Raw genomic sequence first — 21,703 nt, 5'->3', positions numbered from 1 at the left:
GCACGCAAGGGAAGCGAATGGCCAACGGGGTTCCGGATCGTCCTGGTGCCACCAATCTGCCCGCCGAGCGACGGCTGACCCAGGAGCAATTCGAGATGGTGATTCGGCGCGCGGCGGAGCTGCAGGCCCGCGCCGCCGAGGAAGGGGGATCCACCGAGCTCACCGAGTCGGAGGCGATCCGGATCGGCAGGGAGATCGGCATCGCCCCCCAGCACCTTCGCCGTGCGCTCGCGGAGGCGATTGGTGGCGAGGAGACGGCCCCCGGGCTGGCGGTGAGGATCTTCGGCCCGGGCTGGGTTCAGGCTTCCCGCACCGTGCCCGGGAGCGCCCCGGAGGTGCAGCGCCACCTCGAGCGCTACCTCGTCAACCGGGAATGGCTCGCCCCGATCCGACGCTTTCCGGACCGTACGGTCTATGCGCGCGCCCGCGGGATGGAGCTTCACCGCATTCTCCAGATCACCCGCGACACCCTGGTAAACCGTAAGCAGCAGCCGATGGTCGGGGCGGGGTTCAAGCTGCGGCGGGCGGAGAAGGTCGAGGTGGTCGTCCAGCCGCTGGAAGAAGGCTACAGCTACGTGACGATCGGCGCCGATCTCAGCAATCTGCGAACGGGACTGGCCATCACCGGAGTGTCCCTCGGGGGCAGCTTCGGTCTCGCCACGGCGGCGGTGTTGGGCGTGGCGATCGATCCGGCCGCGGCCCTGCTGGGCGTGCCGCTCCTCCCAGGGGCGATGTGGGGCACCCGCCTGGCGCAGGTGAAACAGGCTGTCCAGGCGCAGACTCACCTCGAATCAATCCTCGACAGCCTCGAACGCGGGGAACCCCTGGTCCTGGAACGTCCCTGAGGAGGCGATATGACCGAGATCCGTCGGGTAGGCGTGCTCGGTTGCGGGCTGATGGGAAGTGGTATCGCGCAGGCGTGCGCGACGGCCGGCTACGAGACCGTGGTTCGCGAAGTGAGCGAGGAGCTGATCTCGCGCGGAATGGATGCCATTGCGCGAGGGCTCCAACGGGCTGTGGAGAAAGACCGCATGTCCGCGGCCGAGCGCGATCGCGCGCTGGAGCGCATCACGGCGACCATCGAGCTGACGGACCTTGCGGGGTGCGACCTCGTGATCGAGGCGGTGGTCGAGGATCTCGAGGTGAAGAATTCGCTCTGGCGTGAGCTGGAGGGGATCTGTGCGGAAGACGCGATCTTTGCCTCCAACACCTCCTCCCTCCCCATCTCCGAGATGGCGGCCTCCCTGCGCCGGCCGGATCGCTTGGTGGGGCTGCACTTCTTCAATCCGGTGGCGATGATGCCGCTGGTCGAGGTCGTGCGCACCATCGCCACCGATCCATCCGTCTTCGAGACTGCCGTCGCTTTCGCGCGCTCGCTGGGCAAGGAGACGATCGAATGTAAAGATCGCTCCGGTTTCGTGGTCAACCTCCTGCTCGTCCCCTTCATGATGGACGCCATTCGCGCGGTCGAGCAGGGCGTGGCGTCCATCGAGGACATCGACCGCGCCATGCGTCTCGGTGCCGGCCACCCCATGGGACCGCTGGCCCTATGCGACTTCGTCGGCCTGGACACCCTCGACCGCATCGGTGAGATCATGTTCCGCGAGTACCGTGAGAAGCGCTACGCCTCGCCCCCGTTGCTCAAGCGGATGGTCGCGCTGGGGTATGTGGGGAAGAAGGCGGGAAGGGGGTTCTATGACTATACGAAGGAGCCGGTGGAGCCGGTGGGGGGAATTGGGCCGGGAAGTTGAGGGAGGCAGGAGTTAGGAGTTCGAACTCCCAACTCCCTCAACTCCCACCTCGTCCCCAGCCAACGAATCCATAAACGAGCTGACCGAGAACACGGCGACGCCGGGGCCGGGGGGGCCATAGCCCGGCGGTGGGCGGTGGCCGTACTTCTCCATCGTCTCGCGGTACACCTCGAGCAGCCGGATGTGGTACTCCAGCGGGGCTCCTTCCGGATTGGCCTTCCCCAGGGGCGTGGTGGGCTCCGGGCACCAGGTGGTGAAACGCGGCGTCACCCCGCGAGACATGAAATAATCGAGCCCCTCGGCTGTTGATCGGATCGCCTCGTCCACCGAGGTGAAGCCATACGGACGCGCCATCTCCACGCCGGCCACGAAGTTGGGGATCACGTAGCGGGCCCCGAAGATGTCGCGTGCGTCGAGGATGCGGCGATGCCACTCCGACCGCCCCACGTAGCGCTCCTTGCCCGGCGACACACGCTTGAAGATCTCCTCGTCCCACACCTCGTAGTTGGGGTGGTAGATCCGGATCCCGTGCTCCTTGAAGATGCGGGCCTCCTCCTTGGGGAGCGCCTGCGCCACCACCTTGCCGATCCAGCGGCCGGGGAAGCGCTCCTCGATCGCCCGCGCGTAACGCCCATAGAATTCGGCCTCGCGCAGCCCCTCCACGGTGGAGGTGATGCTACCACCGGTGAGCGTGTAGGCGCGCGCCGCGCCGGCCGTGTCGTACCGGTCGATGATCTCTAGCGCCTCGATGACCTCCTCGACCGGCTTCACCCCCGTGTACGGCCGCCCCGCCTGCTTGTGCTGCCGCCAGTTGTGGTTGATGTCACAGAACTGGCACTCCTCCTTCGCCCCGAAGTACTGGCAGAGGCGAAGAACGGTGAGATAGATCAGGTATCCCCACTGGATGGTGGGGGCGATCTCCATCACCGACTTCCCGTTCGACAGCCGGTGACGGTAGTACTCCGGCATTGGCGGCAACGTGACGTCGGCCAGTGGCACGCCCTCCACGGCGAGCCCGAGCGCGCCATCCTGCCCGCGCGAGATGCGATAGGGGGAGTCGGGATTGGTGCGCACGGAGACGATCGTGCGACGCAGCTCGAAAGGCCCGCCGGTGAGCGCGACCTCCTCGGGCGGGCGCCGCACCGCTGCCTCCCCAAGCTGCGGCAGGGTCTTATGGTCGAAGGAGAAGATGAAGTACGACTTCGGCTTCACCTCTCCGCTCTCGTTCTCCGTGAGGGCCGAGGCGTCGAAGGCGATGCCGGTACGCAGCAGGTCTTCCTTCAGCACCGCCTCCCGCGGAACGTGGGGGAAGCGGGTAATCAGGGACTCCAGAAGCTCAAGACGGCCGCTCATCGGATTCAGCTCACTACGGGTTGCAAGGTGCGGCCAATGTATGGGCGGGAGGGGCTTGGAAGCTAGAAGTGAGAAGCTAGAAGCTAGAAGCCAGGAGGGGGTGGAGCTCAGGAAGCCAGGAGCCAGAAGCCAGAAGCGCGCGGGACGGGCGCCGAGCTTCGGGGGGTTCTGAGTTCTGGAGCGGTTGGATTTCTCCAGGTTTCGGGACGCATGCTTCCGCTCCTTCTGGCTCCTGGCTCCTGGCTCTTGGCTCCTGCCTCCCTTTGCGGCTTCCGCTCCCTCATCCAGTTCGCGCGGCGCGTGTCAGCCGGTCGCGCACGCCGGCCCACTCGCCGTCGTGCGGCACGGCGTCGGCGAGGATGACGTCGCACCCCTGCGCGTCGAGCTCGTGCAACGCGGAGTACAGCCGCGCCGCATAAGCGGAGGGCTCGGCAGGCATTTTGATCCGCTTGTGCACCTCGACGTCCAACGGGCGGAGTAGCAGGGCACCTACGCGACGCCCGCGCGCCACGGAATCACGCGCCACGTCCACCATCCTTGCGCGCGCCTCCGGCTCGAAGAGCCGCAGCTCCCCTTTTGGTGCGTAGTGCTGCCCCACCATCCCGGGCGACGATCGCGGGGCATCTCCCGCCTCTGTCGAAGCATCACCAGGGACCTCGATCGGCCCGACGATCGCCTCCAGCGCCTCGCGGGAAATCGTACCCGGCCGCAGCAGTCGGGGAACCTCACCGGTGAGGTCGAGGACTGTCGATTCGATCCCCACGGGCGTCGGCCCGGCGTCCAGGATCATGTCGACGCGCTCGCCCAGACCGAGCCGGACGTGCTCGGCCGTGGTGGGCGAGATCCGGGTGAAGGGGTTGGCGCTCGGCGCGGCGACGGGAAGCCCCGAGCTCCGCAGCAGCGCGAGCGCGACCGGATGGTGTGGCACGCGCACCGCCACGGTCGGCAGCCCCGCTGTCACACGGTCCGGCACGTCCGGTCGCTTGGGCAGCACCAGGGTCAGCGGACCCGGCCAGAAGCGGGACGCCAGATATCCCGCTGCATCGGGCCACTCGGTCACCAGCTCGCGGGCCAGCTCCGTCGAACCCACGTGCACGATCAGCGGGTTGTACGACGGCCGGCCCTTGACCTCGAAGATCTTTTCGACCGCCGCTTCATCGAGCGCGTTCGCCCCCAGCCCGTACACCGTTTCCGTAGGGAATGCGACCACCCCGCCAGCACGCAGGATCTCGGCGGCGCGCTCGATCGCGGGGCCGTACGGACGCGCCGAATCGACCGTCTCGATGATCATCGCTGCCCTGATCGCGGCGCCGCGCCAGGGGGTCTGGAATTTGCTCCGCAAGCAGATGGAACCGGTCCCACCGCAGCGCCAGCGTGGCTCGCGATATGCGTGGCTTCGGGCGGTGGTGTGAAACTCCGCAAATGCATGTCGGACAACATATTAGCTTGATCTGGCCGGGGCCAGGAGGTGCTTATGCTCTGGGTGTTCGTTACAGTGCTGTGGGCGGCCATGCTGCTCTCGCCCTTCATCCTGCTCTACCTCTTCCTGCCCGCAGGCCGAGATTGCCCCCGTTGCGCTTCGGAAACGGTGCCTGTGCGTTCTCCGTTCTTTGCCCCGTTCCGCAAGTTCGCGACGTTTCGCTGGTGCCTGACCTGCGGCTGGGAAGGGGTGACTCGCACGACGGTTCTCCGACGCCCGCTACCGCGCTTCGAGGTTGTTCCCGACGACCGTGACGACGTGGACGAAGCGCCGTGGCGCACCGTCTGAGCTGGCAGCGAAGGCCGCTCTCGCCACGGATCAGGCGGAGTTCGCCCCCGCACCGGTGAGAGCCTTCAGCGCGCGTGTGCCGCCCCGGAAAGCGAAAGCGTCGAGTCCCGCCCGCTGCATCTGCTCCGCGAGCAGCACCGCCTGAAGCCCTGCGTCGCAGTAGAGCACGTAGATCCGCTCCGGGTCCATTTCGCGGATCTTCCGCGCGATATCCCAGGAGCTTCCCCGCAGCGCCCCCGGATACTGCCAGGGGTCCCCCTCTCCAGGAGCCCGCACGTCGATCACCACCGCGTCCTCGGGAAGCTCGTCGGTGTAGAGGTAGGCATCCACCAGGTCCGCAGTATTCAGCGTCTGCAGGTCGATCACCTTCCGCTCGGAAACGGCGCGCGCGAGGGGGGTCGGGTCGACGGTGGCTTCTTCGCTGGCGGCCGCCTCGGCGCTGGCGTGGGTGACCGGATTGCCCGGAGCGATGGCACAGTACTCCTTCACCCGCGCCGAGATCTCGAAGGTGCCGATGCGGCGGGCGCGATCCACGATCTCCGCTTTGTCGAACCCCAGCAGTGGGCGGAAGACCACCGTCCGGCTGGCTCCGTCGATCGCCGCCAGGTTGGCCAGGGTCTGCGAGGAGACCTGACCCAGGGCCTCGCCGGTGACCAGCGCCCCCGCCCCGACCTCCCGGGCGATGTGGTCGGCAGCCCGATACATCAGCCGCTTCAGCACGACCTGCCAGTACTTGGGCTGGGAACCGGCGCGGAGCGCGTCGAGCACGGGCCCGAAGTCGACCACGTGCAGCCGCGGACGCGTCCCGTAGCTCCAGTTGTCCGCCAGCACCTTGGCCACCTGCACGACCGACCGCTCGTACGACTCACCCGCCAGATTGCAGAAAACGTAGTCCTGCTCCACGCCGCGCTTCAGCATGAGCCATGCGGCCACGGCCGAATCGAACCCACCACTGAGCAGGCAAACCGCTTTACCTTCTACGCCCAGGGGAAGTCCACCCAGCCCCGGCGTGCGATGCGAGAAGAACAGTGCCACCCGGTCGCGGATCTCGACCTCGACCTCGATCTCCGGATTGTCGAGGTTCACCTTGGCGCCGGGATTCAGCGCGGCGCCGAGCTGCTGCTGCACGTCGTGCGAGGAGAACGGGTGCGTGCCGGTGCGCTTGGCGCGAACCGCGTAGGTTCGACCCTTTACCCGCTCGCCGTAGATCTGCTGACCCACCCGCACGATCTCCTCGAGATCCGCCGCGCAGCTCCCCTCCACTCGCGACATCGAGGAGAGACCGGGCACACGCTGAAGCCGTTGCAGGGCGTCGGGCGCCTCGGAGCGCACGTACAGACGGGTCCATTGCGACTCGACGTGGAACGGCGATCCTGATTCGCGCAGCGCATCGCGCACGTTCTCGACGAGCTTGCGCGTGAATCGGCGGCGGGTTCCACGCGCCTTGGTCGTCAGCTCCGCCGAGAGACGGACCAGGATCAGGTGCTCGGTGTTCGGGGCTCCGCTGAAGGCCATCTGCGCGTACCACAAAGAGTTCAGGTCGAATCGCCGCCCGAGTCGGGCTGCCCATTCCTACCACCCTGCGACCGATCGGTTCAGCCTCCCACCGACACAGTCACCAGCCGTGCAGGGTCGAAGAGCGTGCGCGCGACGCGCCTCAGCTCTTCCGGCGTGACCGCCTCCACGCGCTCAGGGAAGGTGGACCAGTAGTCTTCGGGAAGCCCGAAGGCCTCTACGGTGGCGAGGCGCGCGACGATGCGACCGGGCGTTTCGAAGGCACGTGGAAGGGAGAGAATCAGGGCGTCCTTACCGCGGCGGAGCTCCTCCTCCGGCACCGGCTCCTCGAGGAATCGGGTCAACTCGGCGGCGATCTCGTCGATGGCCGCGTCAGTGACGTCGTCGTCCACGGCGGTTTCGATGACCCAGGCTCCCGGTTGCACGGAAGCGGAGAATCCCGAGCGAACCCCGTACGTCCAGCCCTTGTCCTCCCGCAGGTTGGCGCCGAGGCGTCCGGTGATGGTGCTGCCGCCGAGCAGATAGTTGCCCAGCGCGGCCGTCACCCAGTCGCTCGAGTTGCGGGGCAGCCCGATCCCGCCGACCCGGATCTCTGACTGGGTGGCGTCCTCCCAGGGAATGGAGATCCGGCTCTCGCCAGAAGCCGGGCGCTCCGGGGCCGCCGGGTACTCCGGGTGGGCCGTGCCCCCGTTCCAGCCCCCCAGCCGGACGTCGAGCAGCCGGACGAAGTCTGCCGACTCGAGGTCCCCCGCGGCGATAAGCACTGCACCCTGGGGTCGGTAATGGCGCCGATGGAAGTCGACCACCAGGTCGCGCTCGAGACCGCTCACCGATTCGATCGTTCCCTGGGGCAGCAGGCCATAGGGATGTGCGCCCCCGAAGAGGGCTTCGGCCAGCGCGTCGTCCGCTACGTTGGCCGGTTCGTCCCGCCGGGCCTCCAGCAGCTCGACCGTTTCGCCCCGTAGCCGCGACAGCTCCCTTTCCGGGAAGGCCGCGTGCACCAGGATGTCGGCCAGGAGATCGATCCCCTCGGGAAGCGTTTCTTTGAGCAGCAGCAGGTCCACCTCGGCGAAGTCGTGCCCGACCTGCACGGTCAGGGACGCGCCCAGCCAATCCAGGCGGCGGTGGAGCTCGTAGGCAGAGAGGGCCTCCGTGCCTTCCAGCAGCAGCCCACCGGTCAGAGAGGCCAGCCCCTCGTGCCCCTGCGGGTCAGCCGCCGACCCGGCCGGCAGCACGAGCCGGATGGCGATCTGCGGAACCGTTGCGCGGGTCACGGTCACCACGCGCAGGCCGTTGTCGAGCGTCTGGCGCTCTGCCGCGGGCGGACGCGGTCGCGGGGGCCGGCCCGGGACAGGCCGCGGGAGCACCGCCCTACGCATTGGAGCACTCACGACTCGACTCCCGCTTCCTCACCAGCCCGAGGGATCACCATCACCGCGGCGCCTCTGCTACGGCCGAGATACCCGCGCGCGGCGTCCCGCACCGCTTCGGGGCCGACGGAGGCATACGCCTCCAGGGTCTCTTCCAGCGCCTCGGGATTTCCGAGAACCGTGGTGGCGTAGGCAAGCTCCTCCGCCCGCTCCTCCAGATTCGCGATCGACGAGAGCTGGTCGCGCCGCGCCCGCATCACCGCGCCGGCGACCTCGCCCTCGTCCAACTCGCCCGCGGCGATCTCCTCGATCACCTCATCCACCGCCGTCGCGAGCTTCTCGCGGGCAATGCCAGCGCGCGCGGTGGCCACCACGCCGAGCACGCCGTTCAGCTCGGTCGGGTAGAGATAGGCGTCCACGTCCAGGGCGACCTGCTCGTCGCGCACCAGCCGGCGCTGCAAGCGCGAGCTCTCCCCATCCGAGAGCAGGTAGGTCAACACGTCCAGCGCGATCCATTCGGAGGTGCCATATGGAGGCACCACGTGGCCCAGGTAGAGACGGGGCAGGGTGACCCGATCCTCCATCTCCTCGGTGCGCCGCGGACCGGGGTCCTGGCCGAGTCTCGGTAACACCCCCTTCCCGTGCTCGGGCCCCGGGGGAAGGTCCCCGAAGTAGGCTTCGGCCAATCGAAATCCCTCATCGGGCGAGACGTCGCCCGCCAGGACCAGGACGGAGTTACGCGGGACGTAGTAAGTCTCGAAGAAGGCGCGGGCATCCTCCAGGCGCGTCTGCTCGAGATCACGGAGGTATCCGATGGTCGGCCAGAAGTACGGATGGTCCTCGGGGAAGAGCAGCTCGTGCAGGCGCTCGTCGGCCATACCGTACGGCCGGTTGTCGCAGCTCTGTCGACGCTCGTTGATCACCACCCCGCGCTGCACCTCCAGCATCGTTTCATCCAGCACGGGGAGGAAGTGGGCCATCCGCTCGCGCTCCAGCCACAATGCGAGCTCCACTGCGTGGCTGGGGACGATCTCGTAGTAGTTGGTCCGGTCGAGCCAGGTTGAGCCGTTGTTAACGCCTCCAACCTGGTCGAGCAGGCGGTCGAACTCCCCCTTCGGGCAGTTCTCCGAGCCCTCGAAGAGAAGGTGCTCCAGTAGGTGCGCCAGCCCCGTCCGCCCGGGGGATTCGTGCCGCGAGCCGACGTGGTACATCACGTGGACGGCGACGATGGGCGAGGATCGATCCTCGTGCACCACCACCCGCATCCCGTTGTCGAGTTGCCGACTGCGCTGCGATATTCGCAGCGGCGACAGACGTCTATCGATCCCCATCTCCCTGTCTTCGTCCAATGCTCCTCTCGCGAACGCGGATGCCTCGAGCTCCGTGGGCGGCGGAATCTAACACCCTTCGCCCGCGCTCGCCGGTAGGTGTGATCCCTGCACTCGGCGCCTGGCATGTCCGAGCCGTCTGACCTTCCGGAACTGCCCTCCCGCGGCTGGCGGATGGCGCTGGCGGTACTCGCCCGCCTTCCGCAAGGCAGCCTCAGCCGCGGATTCGGCCGCTTTGCCGATCTGCCCCTACCGCGGCCGTTGCGCCGGCCCGTACTCCAGAGCTTCTCCCGACTGGTAGGGGTGGACCTCACCGAGGTCGAGCTACCGCTGGAGAGCTACCGCACCCTGAACGAATTCTTCGTCCGGCGGTTGCGGCCGGGCGTACGCACCTGGCCGCAACCGGCGGATACGCTAGCCTCACCCGTCGACGGGGCGATCGGGCAGACTGGACGGATCACCCGTGGCAGGGTGCTGCAGGCGAAGGGCCGCTGGTACTCGGTCGCGGATCTGATCGGGGATGATGTCGAGGCGGAGCGGTACGAAGGTGGGTCCTTCGTGACCCTGTATCTCAGCCCGCGGGACTATCACCGCATCCATGCCCCCATCGGCGGCACGATCCCGTATGCCCGGCACATACCCGGGGCGCTACTGCCCGTGAATGCCGCGGCGGTGGCGCACGTGCCCCATCTATTTCCCCGGAACGAGCGGCTACTGTGCGCCATCGACGGGCGGCTGGGCCGGGTGACGGTGGTGGCTGTCGGCGCGTACAACGTGGGGAGGATCTCCGCCGCTTTCGACCAGGACTGGCACGCCGGGGAGGGGGAGACGCGCTGGGTGACGAACCGCGGGGGAGGGGAGCCCGCACGCCATGATTACTCTCCTCCGATTTCGATCGAACGGGGGGAAGAGCTGATGGCCTTCCATCTCGGCTCGACGGTGGTGCTCCTGCTCGAGCCGGGACGATGCGAGCTGGACCCCACCCTGGCCGCCGGTCGTCCGGTCCGGCTGGGTATGACGCTCGGGCGGCGGATTCAGGGCGCTTCCGGCGAGGAAGAGGTGGCCAGCTCCTCGTAGAGGAGGGCGATTGCGTACGTCCCCTTTTCGAAGTTCTCGAGCGACAGCCACTCGTTGGGGGCGTGGGCGTTCTCTCCGGGAAGGCCGAAGCCGATGAGCACCACCGGCGCGTCGAAGGTCGTCTGGAATGCCTGCACGATGGGAATCGAGCCACCTTCACGAATGTAGACCGGTTCCCGACCGAAAGCACGGGCCAGTGCGCGCTCCGCAGCGGCAAAGATCGGGGCGTTGGGCTCCGCCGCCCATGGCTGCCCGCCGTGCAGGGCGCTGACCTCCACCGTCACCCCCTTCGGGGCGAGCGACCGCACGTGCTCGGCAAAGGCGCGCTGAATCACCCGGAAGTCCTGATCGGGCACGAGGCGCATGGAGATCTTCGCCATCGCCCGTGCCGGCAGAACCGTCTTCGCCCCTTCGCCGGTGTACCCGGAGAGAAGCCCGTTCACGTCTAGCGTCGGGCGCGCCCAGATCCGCTCGAGCGCGCCGAATCCTGCTTCACCGCCCAGCTCGGAGGCGCCCACCTCTTCCCGCAGTCCCTCCTCGGTGAAGGGGAGCCGCCCCAGTGAGGCGCGCTCCACGTCGCTCAGCGCGCGGACGTCATCGTAGAAGCCGGGGATCGTAACCCTTCCGTTCTCATCGTGGAGGCCCGCGATGATGCGGGCGAGCGCGTTCGCCGCGTTCACCACCGCCCCGCCGTACGATCCGGAGTGTAGATCCGTCCGCGGGCCGCGCACCGTCACCTCCATGTAGGCGAGGCCGCGCAGGCCGGTGGTGATCGACGGCAGGCCGGGCGCAAACATCGTGGTGTCGGAGATGAGCACGGCGTCGCAGGCGAGGAGCTCGCGGTTCTCGACCAGGAAGCCCTCCAGGTGGTCGGAGCCGATCTCTTCCTCGCCTTCGATCAGGAAGACTACGTTCACCGGCAGCGCGCCGTACTCGGCGAGATATGCCTCCACCGCTTTCAGGTGCAGGTAGAGCTGCCCCTTGTCATCCACCGACCCGCGAGCGTAGAGCTTCCCGTCGCGCTCCGTCGGCTCGAACGGCGGGCTGACCCATTCGTCCAGGGGTTCGGGGGGCTGCACGTCGTAGTGGCCGTAGATGAGGAGCGTGGGGGCATCGGGCGCCCCCCTCCATTCGCCGACTACGGCCGGGTGCCCCCCGGTCGGCATGGTCTCGGCTTTCTGCAGCCCGGCCTCGAGCATCCGATCGACCAGCCAGGTCGCCGCCCGCTCCATGTCCTCGCGGTGCTCGGATTTCGCGCTGATGCTGGGAATACGCAGAAAGTCCGCGAGCTCGGACCGGTGGCGCGAGCGGTGGACGGCGAGATACGCGGCGATATCGGGCATCGGTCGGTAGACGGGTGAACGGGTGAACGGGTGAACGGGGCGCGCACGGACCGCGCCAGTGTACGGCTGAAACCCGAGGGCAGCGGATGCGTAGGGACCTGCTGCCGCAGGACCAGCATCTTACCGCATCAAACTGCTCATGAAAGTACTTCTTGGGGCTCTGGGGACGCTAACCGTGCTGTTCCTGTGCGTGCTGCATACCACCAGCGCAGCGGCACAGAACGGAGTGGTTCTGGGGGTGGGCGAAGTCGGGCTCGGCATTGGCAACGTAGCCCGCCTCACCGGACTGCGCATCAACGCGGTCGACAAAGGGGTCGAGCGGGTGAACGGGATCAATCTGACCCTGTGGCGCCCGAGGGAGAACCCCGACTTCGAGATGAACGGGCTCGCCCTCGGGCTCGTGTCGCCGCAGATGGATCGGCTGCGCGGGTTAGGTGTGGGGGGGCTCGCGGTCGTCTCGGGAAGCTTTATCGACGGCATCGGGCTCGGCGGGCTGGCAGTGGTCTCGGGAGGTCGGATGCGGGGCATCGGGGCAGGCGGGCTGGCGCTGGTCAGCGAGGGGAATATGCAGGGGATCGGCGCGGGAGGACTTGCGCTGGTCTCCCAAGGGGACGTCCAGGGGGCCGGGGTCGGAGGGCTCGCTCTGGTGGCCGAGAGGAACCTGGAAGGGATCGGGCTGGGGGGCCTGGCCGTGATCTCCCAAGGCGCGATGCGCGGGTTGCAGCTCGGCGGACTGGCCGTCGTCTCGGAAGGAGAGATGTTCGGGGCGCAGGGGTCGCTGCTCGCGGTGGTGTCCCAGGGTGGGCTCCGGGGCGCCCACGCCTCGGGGCTCGCGATCGTGTCCGAGGGACCAATGACCGGTGTGCAGAGTGCCGGGCTGGTGGTCGTCAGCCAGGATGATCTCACTGGCCTCACTGTGTCTGGCCTGGCAACGGTGTCGCAGGGCGATCTGCGCGGGATCAACTTCTCCGGTCTGGCGACGGTCTCCGAGGGAGAGATGATGGGTCTCAACGCGGCGGGGATCGCCGCCGTTTCTCAGGGAGACCAGACCGGGATCAACCTGGGAGGGCTGGCGGTGGTATCGCAGGGGACAGCCCGGTGGCTGAATATCGGTGGGCTTGGAGTGGTGGCAGAGCGCTTGGTAGGAGCGTCCGTCAGCCTGGGGAAGATCGCCACGCCGGATCAGACAGGGTTGGCCCTCGCCAGCTACAACGATCTCCGCGGGGTGAATCGCGGCCTGAGCATCGCCATCTACAACTACGCTCGCTCCTCGCCGGGGGTGCAGATCGGTTTGCTCAACTACGTGCGTGACAACCCCGACGGGCTACGCCTGCTTCCGTTGTTCAACCATTCCTTCCGGTAGCGACGTATCGCGAGGATTCCGGTAGCCGGCTTCGAGGGTTCCGGTAGCCGGCTTCGAGGAGCCCGGTCACTACCTACCTCGAGGACTCGTGAGGACCTGCCGCGAGTAACTCGGCGCGTCGATCGAGCTCATCTGCGGGGGGGACGCTGTACGAGACGCCCGAACCCGGCATCCTCTCGAAGGGGGTCCCAGCGCGGGTCCACACGAGGTGTGTCGTGGAAGGGCCGTCGGTTCAGCCCCCTACCGTCCGGCCAACACTGTTGGACGCGAGGGTGAAACCCCCTCAATCCGGCCGCATCGTCTCCGGGTCGATGCCCACGGACCTGCACCACTCGACGTACGCCAGCGGCGAGATCTCCGAGGGCTTGATCTCGCTCCTCCCTCCCCAGAACACGTTGGTGTAGCCGATGGGGATCCCCGCCTCTTCGAGATGCTTGTCGATCGCCGCCTTGTGCGCCAGCACGCGCTGCTTATCGGTGCCATGCGCGACGGCCATGATGTTCACGTTCCCGAATTCCGGACCGCCCTCGCGCCAGTAGGCGTGGGTGAGAATATAGTGCCGCCCGACCTCTCGGCCGGCCTCGATCTCCCTGCCCGGCGGGACCTGCCAGTGGAAGAGCGCGTTGTAGCGCGTGACCCTCTTGCCCTCCGCGGTGGGCTTGTAGTGTTCGAGGAAGGTGGAGAAGCGCCCGATCACCCCTCGCTCGTCGAGCGTGCGGGCGACCTCGTAGAACTCCTCCAAGGGAACGCCGGCCTCCGCCGCCCGGCCCTCCCAGGGTCGCTCCCGGATCTCGTCAACTACCAGCTCGCGCTTGAGGGCCTCCAGTACCTGCCATTCCCGATCCGAGAGCTGCACGACCTGCGTGTCGATCACCGCGCCGGGCTCCGGCGAGCGGGCGCCAGGTTCCATGTTCCGGCGCCGCACGTGGCCCACCCCCAGCGCGAATAGTCGACGCGCCGGCATTATCCGGTACGCCTCGGCCCCGATGCGACTCGCCAGGTAGTCACAGTGCTTCTTCATCGAGAAGCCCTGCGGCACCTTCAGCGTGGTCCACAGCCGGTAGCCGGAGCCGGTGGTCTCCCGATCGGTGGAGCGAATGACGACGTGGCCGGAGAAGGGGTCTTCCTTGAAGAGGTAGTCGAAGGCCTCGTCGAGCCTGTCCTGTGGAACCTGCCAAGCCACCAGCGCGCCCGGAGCGAGGTTGGTGGCCATCAGCGTTTGCCGCACCCGCCGGATCGTTCCCGCCGCCAGCATGGCGCGGATTCTTTCCAGCACATCGGAGAGCTCCACGCCCGAGAGGCGGCTGATCTCCCGGAACGGCTCGGGATGAAAACCCTGCACCCGGTCCTCCGAGACCGCGAGGATGCGTGCGTTGAGCGGGTCGTCGAAGGCAACCGGTATGGCCGGGTCGATGATTTCCTGCATCATGTACTGCGTTCGGGTACGGGAAAGCGCTGGTTGGAAGCGCTCATTGCTCGGGCTCGGCGCGCGACGCGCGCACGATGTTCTTGTATGCTTCAGGTGGGGCATTCGGCTTTACCCGCACCGATTTCGCCGGGATCCCGACGTTCACGTGCCACGGCCGGACGTCGCGGGTGGCCACCGCCAGAGCACCGATCATCGAGTTCTCTCCCACCTGCGTCCCGGCCAGCACGGTCGCGTGGTAGGTGATGCGGACCCCATCGCCGATCACGGTCTTCGCGTTGGTCACGTCCACCTGGTCGACGATCGAATGGGTGTGCGAATAGATGTTCGCGTAGTCCGAGATGGAGACCCGGTTGCCGATCACGATCCCGCCGCGGTCGTCGAGCAGGACGTTACGGTGCACCACCACGTCGTCGCCGATCTCGAGGTTGTAGCCGAAGGAGAACTCGACGTAGTGGAAGCACTTGAAGTTCCGCCCGACCCGCTTGAAAATGTGCGGTGCCAGGATGCGACGAAAACGCGTTCCGATGTGGATGTTCGAGCCGAGCGGCGTACGGTCGAACATCTGCCACATCCAGATGAGCGGTTTGCGCTCGTTGAAACGTTCGACGTCGACTTCCGCGTAGTATTCGGGCTCGAGGGTGATGTTGCGGGCGTCCATATGCGCCAGGGCGACGCGGGTCGTCAGCGGCAACGTGGCCGGATCTACGCCCGCGAGCCCCGGGTAGAAGAGCTGCGTGAGGGTTCGGCGGCAGAGCTCCCAACGGTCGTCCCCTCGGGCGAGGGCGGTCTCGAGCTCGCCCAGCCACTCGTCATATAGCTCCACCGATTCGTCCGACGGGACGAGCTGGCGGAGAGGTCGCAGGACCATGGTATCCTCGAATCTGGTGTAGGTCGGAACCGCTCGGAGAAACTAGACCGCCGGCAGAGCCGGCGTCAATCGCAAGCCGTGTCGTCCGTTGCCCCTCTGCCGCGGTCGGCACAGATTGAAGCCCGGCGGGAAAGGCCGATCGAGTTCATCCCCGTTCCCGCGGCCCCGGTGCCGCACCGATGAAGGGAGCATCGCATGCACGACATTCTGCGCGATCGCATCTGGCGGAACCTCGAGGCCCTGCCGGAGGAGAAGGTCTACCAGGTGCTCGATTACATCGAGTTCCTGAACTCGAAATACGCTCGTGAGCCGGTGCGTCCCGGCTCGCCGTTCCAGCGATTCGGGGAGAAGCTCGAGGATCGGCTTCGAGGCAACCGAGTCGGCCTGGACGCGATTCGCAGCACGCTGGGCGTGGTCAACACGGCGGATCGGATGGTGTCCGGACTCACGGAAGCGGGGCGCACGCTGATCCGCGAGGTGGGCGGCAGCGTTCTCGGTCCGGTGCAGAAGCCGACCACTCCGGCGAAGCCTTCCTCGTCTTCCAGCCCTGATCGTACTTCGGTGCAGCCGCGCCGGAACGACATCCGGATCGACGAGTGATCAGCCTCTGACGCACAATAGCCATGCACGATCAACCGGCCGATCTCCCCGAGGTCACGCGCTTCGACGCGTCCGCGACGGGCAACGGCGACCTGCCCTCGATCCAGCGACCGCGGCTGCGGCGTCGGGAGCGCGCCGAGGTTCGAGATCGCGAGACGATGAAGCAGCTCATCCGCGACCTGCCGAAGTTCCTGAAGCTGCTCTGGGCGCTGTATCGCGATCCCCGGGTCTCGCTGTTCGACAAAGGGTTGGTGCTGGCGACCATCGCGTACATCCTCATGCCGATGGATTTCGTCCCGGACTTCATCCCGGTGTTGGGTCAGGTCGATGACATCTACCTGCTCGCCCTGGCACTCGACCGCCTGCTGAACAACGCCGGGGTCGACGTGCTGATGGAGCACTGGGAAGGGGAGATCGCTAGCCTGGAGATGGCGATTGCCGCGCTGGACAAAGCGGGGTCGTTCCTGCCGGAGCAGGTGAGGAACCTCCTGCACCAGAAGGTGACATGAGCGAGGCCGCGCGCGGTTGACTCGCCCTCCTGCTCCAGCTAATATCCCGCATGGAGCACCCGAAAACCAAAGTCTCAGTCGACGCTCGCCGTGTCTCGAGCCTCCTCCGCGGAGGGGCCGGGATGGGCGAGCGTCCTGCTTATCAGGAGGGGTCATGATCCGGTCGCAGAACTACCCCGCGCGAATCATCGGCGAGGGGCTCACCTTCGACGACGTCCTGCTCGTCCCCCGTCACTCGACGATCCATCCGACCCAGACCGACGTCAGCACCCAGCTAACGCGTCAGATCCGCCTCGCGATCCCGCTCATCTCCGCCGCCATGGACACCGTCACCGAGTCGCGCATGGCGATCGCCATGGCTCGCGAGGGCGGGTTGGGCATCATCCACAAGAACATGACGATCGAGCGGCAGGCGGAGCAGGTCGACCGGGTCAAGCGCTCGGAGAGCGGATTGATCCTGACGCCCGTGACGATCGGCCCCGACGAGCCGCTGCGTGAGGCGCTGCGCCTGATGGACCAGTACTCCATCAGCGGCGTCCCGGTGGTGCAGGAGGACGGGCGCCTGGTGGGCATTCTCACCAGCCGGGACCTGCGCTTCGAGACCGACATGGAGCGGCCGGTCAGGTCGGTGATGACGCGCGAGGAGCTGGTGACGGCACCGGCGGGCACCTCGATCAACGAGGCCGAGGGCATCCTGCAGCGGCATCGTATCGAGAAGCTGCCGGTGGTCGACGAGGAGGGTCGGCTGCGCGGGTTGATCACCTACAAGGATATCATCAAGCGACGCCAGTTCCCGAACGCGAGCAAGGACGAGAACGGAAGGTTGCGGGTGGGCGCGGCGATCGGGGCCTCGCCGCACGACCTCGATCGTGCGCGGGCGCTGGTGGATGCGGGGGTGGATGTGCTGGTGGTGGATACGGCGCACGGCCATGCGGAGGCGGTGCTCAGGGCTGTGGGCCGCGTGCGAGAGGCCTTCCCGGATACCCAGCTCATCGCTGGCAACGTGGCCACCCGCGAGGGAGCGCGGGCGCTGCTGGAGCGCGGGGTCGATGCGGTGAAGGTCGGGGTGGGCCCGGGGTCGATCTGCACCACGCGGGTCGTGACCGGGGTGGGCGTACCCCAGCTCACCGCGGTGATGGAGGCGGTCGAGGGAGTGGAAGGGGAGGTGCCGGTGATCGCGGACGGCGGTATCAAGTACTCGGGAGATATCGTCAAGGCGCTGGCGGGTGGCGCGCACTCCGTCATGATGGGCTCGATGTTCGCCGGCACGGAGGAGAGTCCGGGCGAGGCTTTCCTGCTCGAGGGGCGCCGCTACAAGACCGTGCGCGGAATGGGAAGCCTCGGCGCGATGCAGGAGGGTTCGGCGGACCGGTATTTCCAGGACAGCGCGGACGCGCGGAAGTTCGTCCCGGAGGGGATCGAGGGCCGCGTGCCCTACAAGGGGCCGGTCGCGGACACCATCTACCAGCTCGTCGGCGGACTCCGCTCGGGAATGGGATACCTAGGCTGCGCCAACATCGATGAGCTGCGCACCGAGACCCGGTTTGTGCGCATTACGGGTGGCGGTCTACGCGAGTCACACCCGCACAACGTGACCATCACCCGCGAGGCTCCCAACTACAGCCTGTAGGGGGACGGAGGCGTTGCCGATGCCCAGAGTCCAGCTCCGCTACCTCGCCCACGCCCGCTCGGGCGACAAAGGCGACACGGCGAACGTGGGCGTGATCGCCCTCCACCCCGATTACTACCCGATCCTCGTCGAGGCGCTCACCGTGAAGCGGGTAGCGGAGCACTTTGCGGGCATCGCCCACGGTGGGGTGGAGCGCTTCGAGCTGCCGAACCTGCACGCTCTGAACTTCCTGCTCCACCAGGCGCTGGGAGGTGGCGGTACGGTATCCCTCAAGACGGACGCTCAGGGGAAGACCCTTTCTACCGCAATGCTCCGGATGGAGATCGACGTCCCCGAGGAGATCGCCAGGAGGGTGGCGCCGAAATGAGCTCTGACCGGGCGGATCCGCTGCTGGTGGAAGTCGAGGAGGGAGTGGCGTTTCTCACCCTGAACCGCCCGGAGAAGAGGAACGCCCTCAATGCGGTGCTGGTCGGCCGCCTCCGGGAGGCGATCCCGGAGCTGGAAAACGACGACGCGGTGAGGGTCCTGGCCCTCCAGGGGGCGGGGAAGGACTTCTGTGCGGGGGCGGACCTGCGCGAGATCCAGCGTGCAGCGGATGGCCCGGTGACGGAGAACCTCGCCCACGCGGCAGTGCTCGGCGACCTGTTCATCCAGCTCCGGAAGTCACCCAAGCCGAGCGTCGCGATCGTACGCGGGAGGGCTCTGGCGGGTGGGTGCGGGCTGGCGAGTGCCTGTGACCTGGTTCTCGCGGAGCGATCGGCGAGGTTCGGCTACCCCGAAGTGGGGATCGGCTTCGTTCCGGCCATGGTCATGGCGATCCTGCGTCGCAACGTCGGCGAGAAGAGGGCATTCGAGCTGGTGGCGCTGGGCGAGACGATCGACGCGGCTGAGGCCGAACGGATCGGCCTGGTGAATCGCCTGTTCGAGGATCAGGAGCTGGAGGCGGGTGCCGCGGAGCTGCTGCGGACGCTTGCCGGCCGAAGCGCGACCGCGGTCGCGCTGTCCAAGCGCCTGCTGTACGATCAGGAGGGCATGAGCTTCGACGCCGGGATCCGGGCCGGCGCCGAGATCAACGTCATCGCCCGCCTCACCGCCGACGCCCGTGCCGGGATCGCCGCCTTCCTATCGCAGCGCGGCGGAGGCTGAGGTGTTGTTCCGCCCCAGTCGCGAGCCCGGCAACCCCCGCTTCGTGAACTGGCGGGTGGGTCTCTTCTTTCTGGGCGCTGGGATCTGGATCGGGGCGCTGATCACGGGGCGCCCCGAGTTTACCGGAGTGGCGATCGCCGTGCTCTTCCTGGGGTTGGTCCTCGGGCTGATCGGGCGACGAAGCGGATCGGATTGAGCAGCGGTCAATCGCGATCGACGCAAGCTACCTGACCACGTGACGCGCCATGCCCACCACGTCCACACGCTCGCCCTCGATCTCCACCCACCCGCTGACCGTGTAATGGGCTTCGACCCCGCGCCTGCCGGTGCGCTCTACCTGACCGGTTTCGGCCGTGAACTCGTGCGCCTCGATCCGGCCGCGAATGCCGGCGGCCGGGACCATCAGGTCCCATCCAGCGGGAATCTCCCGGCGAGCTTCCAGAACCGGTCGGCCGCCGCGGTGGGTGAGCTGAACGCCGCTCCATTCACGGGTGCTATCAGCAGTACGCAGCAGGGCGAAAGCGGGGGCCTCGGTCCCTGGCCGATCCGCCGGAGCCGCACTGCCCAACAGGAGCACGAGCGAGTCTCCGCCAACGAGTAGCAGTTGCTCGCTGACGCCGGGTGGATCGGCGCCCGGTCGGCGCAGGTAGACCAGCTCCAGCACGGCGCCCGCCGAAGTCTCGCCCCCGACGCGCAGCGTCCCGCGGGCAAGCTGCACGTGCGAGGCGGGCCCCCGGCTCCACTGGCCGAGATTCGGGCCTAATTGCAACGCCAGGCTTTTCCCTCCGCGGCGGAACCAGAGGGCCTCGACTTCCGCCGCGTCGCCGGCAGCGATGCGCAGGGGGCCGTGCGGCACGACGGCCCAGGGGCTTCCGTGCGCCCCCGTGGTCCACTGCTCGTTCAGGAAGGTATCCCACTGGGCGCCGTGGCCCAGCCACCCGCGCACCTCTCGCGAGCGGTTGCCGGCGTCGTCCGTGGTGCTAAAGGCTAGCACCGACACCAGCGGCTCGGCACCGCGCTGGCCGGCGAAGATGAGCTCGCGTGTGTGCCTCGGAGGGACCGCGGCGGAGTCGGTGGCCGTGGCAGATGGGTCGACGCCACCATCCGGGGCGCAGGCCGCCAGGTGCAGGAAAGCCGCGGCCGCCCACGCGTGCCGCAGAGCGCGGACTGGCCATTTCCTGCTCCGCCCAGCGCGGGAGGGGTCGCCCAATCCAGCTTGCTCCGACACCGCGCGCGGCTCTAGTTTCGCGGCATTTCTCTGCCCGTCCACCGAATCGCTCTCAGGATGCAGCTCTACACGAAGATCACGATCGGGCTCGGGCTCGGGGCCGCTGTCGGCATTGCCGTCAACCTGACGGGATTCGCCGAGACCCCGTTCTGGGTGGCCAACGCGCTGCCCCTGCTCACCTTTGTCGGTAACGCCTTCATCCGCGGCATTACCATGATCGTGGTGCCGCTGGTGGTGGCGTCGCTGCTGATGGGGGTCGCCTCCCTCGGAGACATTCGCAAGCTCGGGAGGATCGGCGGGAAGACCGTCACCTACTACATGGCAACGACGGCGATTGCGATCACCGTCGGCTTGCTGCTGGCCCTCGCGGTTCGCCCCGGTAGTCGCATCGATCCCGTATCGCGAGACGAGCTCAGCCGGGAGTTCATCGGGCAGGCTGAAGGAACCGTCCAGGTGGCGGCGGCGAAGCCAGGAACGCTCGACGTGTTGCTCAACATGATCCCGAGCAACCCGGTGCAGGCGGCGGCCGAGGGCAACATGCTCCCCCTGATTATCTTCGTGCTGATCTTCGGAGCGGCCGTCTCGCTGCTGATCCCGGAGCGTCGTGACGCCGTGGTGACCTTCTTCGCCGCGGTAAACGACGCCTCGATGATCATCATCGACTGGATCATGCGGCTCGCCCCGTATGCCGTGTTTGCGTTGATCTCCGCGGTGGTCAGCCGGTTCGGGCTGGACGTGCTGCAGAGCCTGGCGATCTACGCCGCAGTGGTGGTCGGGGGACTTCTGCTGCACATGCTGGGCACCTACAGCCTGATGGTGGGTGTGCTCGGCCGGATGAACCCCCTGGAGTTCTTCCGGCGCATCCGGGGAGTGCCCCTGATCGCGTTCTCCACCTCGTCGTCCAACGCCACCCTCCCCGTCACCATGGAGACGGCGGAGGAGGAGCTGGGGATCTCGAAGGGAATCTCCTCTTTCGTCCTTCCCCTCGGGGCGACCATCAACATGGACGGCACGGCGCTCTATCAGGGCGTCGCGACGGTGTTTATCGCGCAGGTGTACGGTGTCGATCTTCACCTTTCCGAATTGCTGACGATCGTCCTCACCGCGACGCTGGCCTCGATCGGAACCGCAGGGGTTCCGAGCGCCGGCATCGTGATGCTGATTCTGGTGCTGCAATCGGTTGGGCTGGGAGGGCAGGCCGCCGCGGGCATCGCGCTCATACTCGGCGTCGACCGAATCCTGGACATGCTCCGCACCGTCACCAACGTCACCGGCGATCTGAGTGCCGCGCTCATCGTCGCCCGCTCGGAAGGCGAGCCGCTGAGTCCGAGGCGGGTCGAGCACGAGATCGAGCTGGGCCCGCCAGCCGGCATCGAGCCGGCCGATGCCGCACGCGAGACGGACGGCTGAGACGCGGGGAATTCC

21 protein-coding genes are annotated in these 21,703 nt (G+C 67.4%); 12 read left to right on the top strand and 9 right to left on the bottom strand.

Going from position 1 to position 21,703, the window contains the following annotated elements:
* Window positions 1-17: 17 nt before the first annotated feature.
* Together VF167_14055 and VF167_14050 are read left to right on the top strand one after the other, a co-directional pair.
* Entirely contained in the window at window positions 18-845 is an 828-nt protein-coding gene (locus VF167_14055; protein ID HEX6926540.1) for a hypothetical protein, read from the top strand.
* Between the two features lie 9 nt (window positions 846-854).
* Window positions 855-1,751: a 3-hydroxybutyryl-CoA dehydrogenase gene (locus tag VF167_14050; GenBank protein HEX6926539.1), complete on the top strand. Its 897-nt coding sequence runs from the start codon at window positions 855-857 to the stop codon at window positions 1,749-1,751.
* Between the two features lie 12 nt (window positions 1,752-1,763).
* Here VF167_14050 and VF167_14045 read toward each other — a convergent pair whose 3' ends face one another.
* Both VF167_14045 and VF167_14040 read right to left on the bottom strand, forming a co-directional pair.
* Window positions 1,764-3,104, bottom strand: a complete 1,341-nt coding sequence (locus tag VF167_14045; protein HEX6926538.1) for a radical SAM protein — start codon at window positions 3,102-3,104, stop codon at window positions 1,764-1,766.
* A 280-nt stretch (window positions 3,105-3,384) separates the two neighbouring features.
* A complete protein-coding gene (locus VF167_14040; protein ID HEX6926537.1) occupies window positions 3,385-4,395 on the bottom strand; it encodes an L-threonylcarbamoyladenylate synthase in 1,011 nt (336 codons plus the stop codon).
* 183 nt (window positions 4,396-4,578) lie between these two features.
* Here VF167_14040 and VF167_14035 point away from each other — a divergent pair, with 183 nt between their 5' ends.
* Window positions 4,579-4,872, top strand: coding sequence for a hypothetical protein (locus VF167_14035; GenBank protein ID HEX6926536.1), 294 nt, complete (start codon window positions 4,579-4,581; stop codon window positions 4,870-4,872).
* 30 nt (window positions 4,873-4,902) lie between these two features.
* Here the strand turns inward: VF167_14035 and thiI are convergent, their stop codons facing one another.
* The 3 genes from thiI to VF167_14020 form a co-directional block, all read right to left on the bottom strand.
* Window positions 4,903-6,387, bottom strand: a complete 1,485-nt coding sequence (thiI, locus tag VF167_14030) for a tRNA uracil 4-sulfurtransferase ThiI (GenBank protein HEX6926535.1) — start codon at window positions 6,385-6,387, stop codon at window positions 4,903-4,905.
* A gap of 80 nt (window positions 6,388-6,467) precedes the next feature.
* Complete coding sequence (locus VF167_14025) at window positions 6,468-7,766, bottom strand: pitrilysin family protein (protein ID HEX6926534.1); 1,299 nt, start codon at window positions 7,764-7,766, stop codon at window positions 6,468-6,470.
* An 8-nt stretch (window positions 7,767-7,774) separates the two neighbouring features.
* Entirely contained in the window at window positions 7,775-9,106 is a 1,332-nt protein-coding gene (locus VF167_14020) for a pitrilysin family protein (protein HEX6926533.1), read from the bottom strand.
* 105 nt (window positions 9,107-9,211) lie between these two features.
* Here VF167_14020 and asd point away from each other — a divergent pair, with 105 nt between their 5' ends.
* Window positions 9,212-10,162 carry an archaetidylserine decarboxylase gene (gene asd, locus VF167_14015; protein HEX6926532.1) on the top strand — a complete coding sequence of 317 codons (951 nt, stop codon included), beginning with the start codon at window positions 9,212-9,214 and terminating at the stop codon, window positions 10,160-10,162.
* Here asd and VF167_14010 read toward each other — a convergent pair.
* A complete protein-coding gene (locus VF167_14010; GenBank protein HEX6926531.1) occupies window positions 10,120-11,505 on the bottom strand; it encodes a dipeptidase in 1,386 nt (461 codons plus the stop codon). The two genes, asd and VF167_14010, sit on opposite strands and share 43 nt — an antisense overlap.
* 139 nt (window positions 11,506-11,644) lie before the next feature.
* Here VF167_14010 and VF167_14005 point away from each other — a divergent pair, with 139 nt between their 5' ends.
* A complete protein-coding gene (locus VF167_14005) occupies window positions 11,645-12,868 on the top strand; it encodes a hypothetical protein (protein HEX6926530.1) in 1,224 nt (407 codons plus the stop codon).
* A 283-nt stretch (window positions 12,869-13,151) separates the two neighbouring features.
* Here VF167_14005 and VF167_14000 read toward each other — a convergent pair whose 3' ends face one another.
* On the bottom strand, window positions 13,152-14,297 hold the full coding sequence (locus VF167_14000; GenBank protein ID HEX6926529.1) for a hypothetical protein: 1,146 nt from the start codon (window positions 14,295-14,297) through the stop codon (window positions 13,152-13,154).
* A gap of 40 nt (window positions 14,298-14,337) precedes the next feature.
* A complete protein-coding gene (locus VF167_13995) occupies window positions 14,338-15,165 on the bottom strand; it encodes an acyltransferase (protein HEX6926528.1) in 828 nt (275 codons plus the stop codon).
* A gap of 195 nt (window positions 15,166-15,360) precedes the next feature.
* Between VF167_13995 and VF167_13990 the strand changes: the two genes are divergently transcribed.
* The 6 genes from VF167_13990 to VF167_13965 all read left to right on the top strand — a co-directional run bounded on the left by VF167_13990 (window position 15,361) and on the right by VF167_13965 (window position 19,246).
* Window positions 15,361-15,765 (top strand): hypothetical protein, encoded by a 405-nt coding sequence (locus VF167_13990; GenBank protein ID HEX6926527.1) that lies wholly within the window; start codon window positions 15,361-15,363, stop codon window positions 15,763-15,765.
* A 23-nt stretch (window positions 15,766-15,788) separates the two neighbouring features.
* Entirely contained in the window at window positions 15,789-16,274 is a 486-nt protein-coding gene (locus tag VF167_13985) for a YkvA family protein (protein HEX6926526.1), read from the top strand.
* A 154-nt stretch (window positions 16,275-16,428) separates the two neighbouring features.
* On the top strand, window positions 16,429-17,904 hold the full coding sequence (gene guaB / locus VF167_13980) for an IMP dehydrogenase (protein HEX6926525.1): 1,476 nt from the start codon (window positions 16,429-16,431) through the stop codon (window positions 17,902-17,904).
* 19 nt (window positions 17,905-17,923) lie between these two features.
* Window positions 17,924-18,271, top strand: coding sequence for a hypothetical protein (locus VF167_13975; protein ID HEX6926524.1), 348 nt, complete (start codon window positions 17,924-17,926; stop codon window positions 18,269-18,271).
* The gene (locus VF167_13970) at window positions 18,268-19,050 is read left to right on the top strand and encodes an enoyl-CoA hydratase-related protein (GenBank protein HEX6926523.1); all 783 of its coding nucleotides are present in this window, start codon (window positions 18,268-18,270) and stop codon (window positions 19,048-19,050) included. The genes VF167_13975 and VF167_13970 overlap by 4 nt, the downstream gene beginning before the upstream one ends.
* Window position 19,051: 1 nt before the next feature.
* Entirely contained in the window at window positions 19,052-19,246 is a 195-nt protein-coding gene (locus VF167_13965) for a hypothetical protein (protein ID HEX6926522.1), read from the top strand.
* Between the two features lie 27 nt (window positions 19,247-19,273).
* Here the strand turns inward: VF167_13965 and VF167_13960 are convergent, their stop codons facing one another.
* On the bottom strand, window positions 19,274-20,278 hold the full coding sequence (locus VF167_13960) for a hypothetical protein (GenBank protein ID HEX6926521.1): 1,005 nt from the start codon (window positions 20,276-20,278) through the stop codon (window positions 19,274-19,276).
* 57 nt (window positions 20,279-20,335) lie between these two features.
* On the opposite strand from VF167_13960, the gene VF167_13955 reads away from it, so the two are divergent.
* Window positions 20,336-21,688: a dicarboxylate/amino acid:cation symporter gene (locus VF167_13955; GenBank protein ID HEX6926520.1), complete on the top strand. Its 1,353-nt coding sequence runs from the start codon at window positions 20,336-20,338 to the stop codon at window positions 21,686-21,688.
* Window positions 21,689-21,703 lie beyond the last annotated feature (15 nt).

Source organism: Longimicrobiaceae bacterium, assembly GCA_036375715.1.
In the GTDB taxonomy this organism is placed as follows: domain Bacteria; phylum Gemmatimonadota; class Gemmatimonadetes; order Longimicrobiales; family Longimicrobiaceae; genus DASVBS01.
This window is presented reverse-complemented; position numbering and strand designations above follow the sequence as displayed.

What these genes read in the sequence shown, in the direction of transcription:
- VF167_14055 (HEX6926540.1), top strand. Translation starts at nt 18, where the DNA reads ATGGCCAACGGGGTTCCGGATCGTCCTGGTGCCACCAATCTGCCCGCC.
- VF167_14050 (HEX6926539.1), top strand. Translation starts at nt 855, where the DNA reads ATGACCGAGATCCGTCGGGTAGGCGTGCTCGGTTGCGGGCTGATGGGA.
- VF167_14045 (HEX6926538.1), bottom strand. Translation starts at nt 3,104, where the DNA reads ATGAGCGGCCGTCTTGAGCTTCTGGAGTCCCTGATTACCCGCTTCCCC.
- VF167_14040 (HEX6926537.1), bottom strand. Translation starts at nt 4,395, where the DNA reads ATGATCATCGAGACGGTCGATTCGGCGCGTCCGTACGGCCCCGCGATC.
- VF167_14035 (HEX6926536.1), top strand. Translation starts at nt 4,579, where the DNA reads ATGCTCTGGGTGTTCGTTACAGTGCTGTGGGCGGCCATGCTGCTCTCG.
- thiI (HEX6926535.1), bottom strand. Translation starts at nt 6,387, where the DNA reads ATGGCCTTCAGCGGAGCCCCGAACACCGAGCACCTGATCCTGGTCCGT.
- VF167_14025 (HEX6926534.1), bottom strand. Translation starts at nt 7,766, where the DNA reads ATGCGTAGGGCGGTGCTCCCGCGGCCTGTCCCGGGCCGGCCCCCGCGA.
- asd (HEX6926532.1), top strand. Translation starts at nt 9,212, where the DNA reads ATGTCCGAGCCGTCTGACCTTCCGGAACTGCCCTCCCGCGGCTGGCGG.
- VF167_14010 (HEX6926531.1), bottom strand. Translation starts at nt 11,505, where the DNA reads ATGCCCGATATCGCCGCGTATCTCGCCGTCCACCGCTCGCGCCACCGG.
- VF167_14005 (HEX6926530.1), top strand. Translation starts at nt 11,645, where the DNA reads ATGAAAGTACTTCTTGGGGCTCTGGGGACGCTAACCGTGCTGTTCCTG.
- VF167_14000 (HEX6926529.1), bottom strand. Translation starts at nt 14,297, where the DNA reads ATGATGCAGGAAATCATCGACCCGGCCATACCGGTTGCCTTCGACGAC.
- VF167_13995 (HEX6926528.1), bottom strand. Translation starts at nt 15,165, where the DNA reads ATGGTCCTGCGACCTCTCCGCCAGCTCGTCCCGTCGGACGAATCGGTG.
- VF167_13990 (HEX6926527.1), top strand. Translation starts at nt 15,361, where the DNA reads ATGCACGACATTCTGCGCGATCGCATCTGGCGGAACCTCGAGGCCCTG.
- VF167_13985 (HEX6926526.1), top strand. Translation starts at nt 15,789, where the DNA reads ATGCACGATCAACCGGCCGATCTCCCCGAGGTCACGCGCTTCGACGCG.
- guaB (HEX6926525.1), top strand. Translation starts at nt 16,429, where the DNA reads ATGATCCGGTCGCAGAACTACCCCGCGCGAATCATCGGCGAGGGGCTC.
- VF167_13975 (HEX6926524.1), top strand. Translation starts at nt 17,924, where the DNA reads ATGCCCAGAGTCCAGCTCCGCTACCTCGCCCACGCCCGCTCGGGCGAC.
- VF167_13970 (HEX6926523.1), top strand. Translation starts at nt 18,268, where the DNA reads ATGAGCTCTGACCGGGCGGATCCGCTGCTGGTGGAAGTCGAGGAGGGA.
- VF167_13955 (HEX6926520.1), top strand. Translation starts at nt 20,336, where the DNA reads ATGCAGCTCTACACGAAGATCACGATCGGGCTCGGGCTCGGGGCCGCT.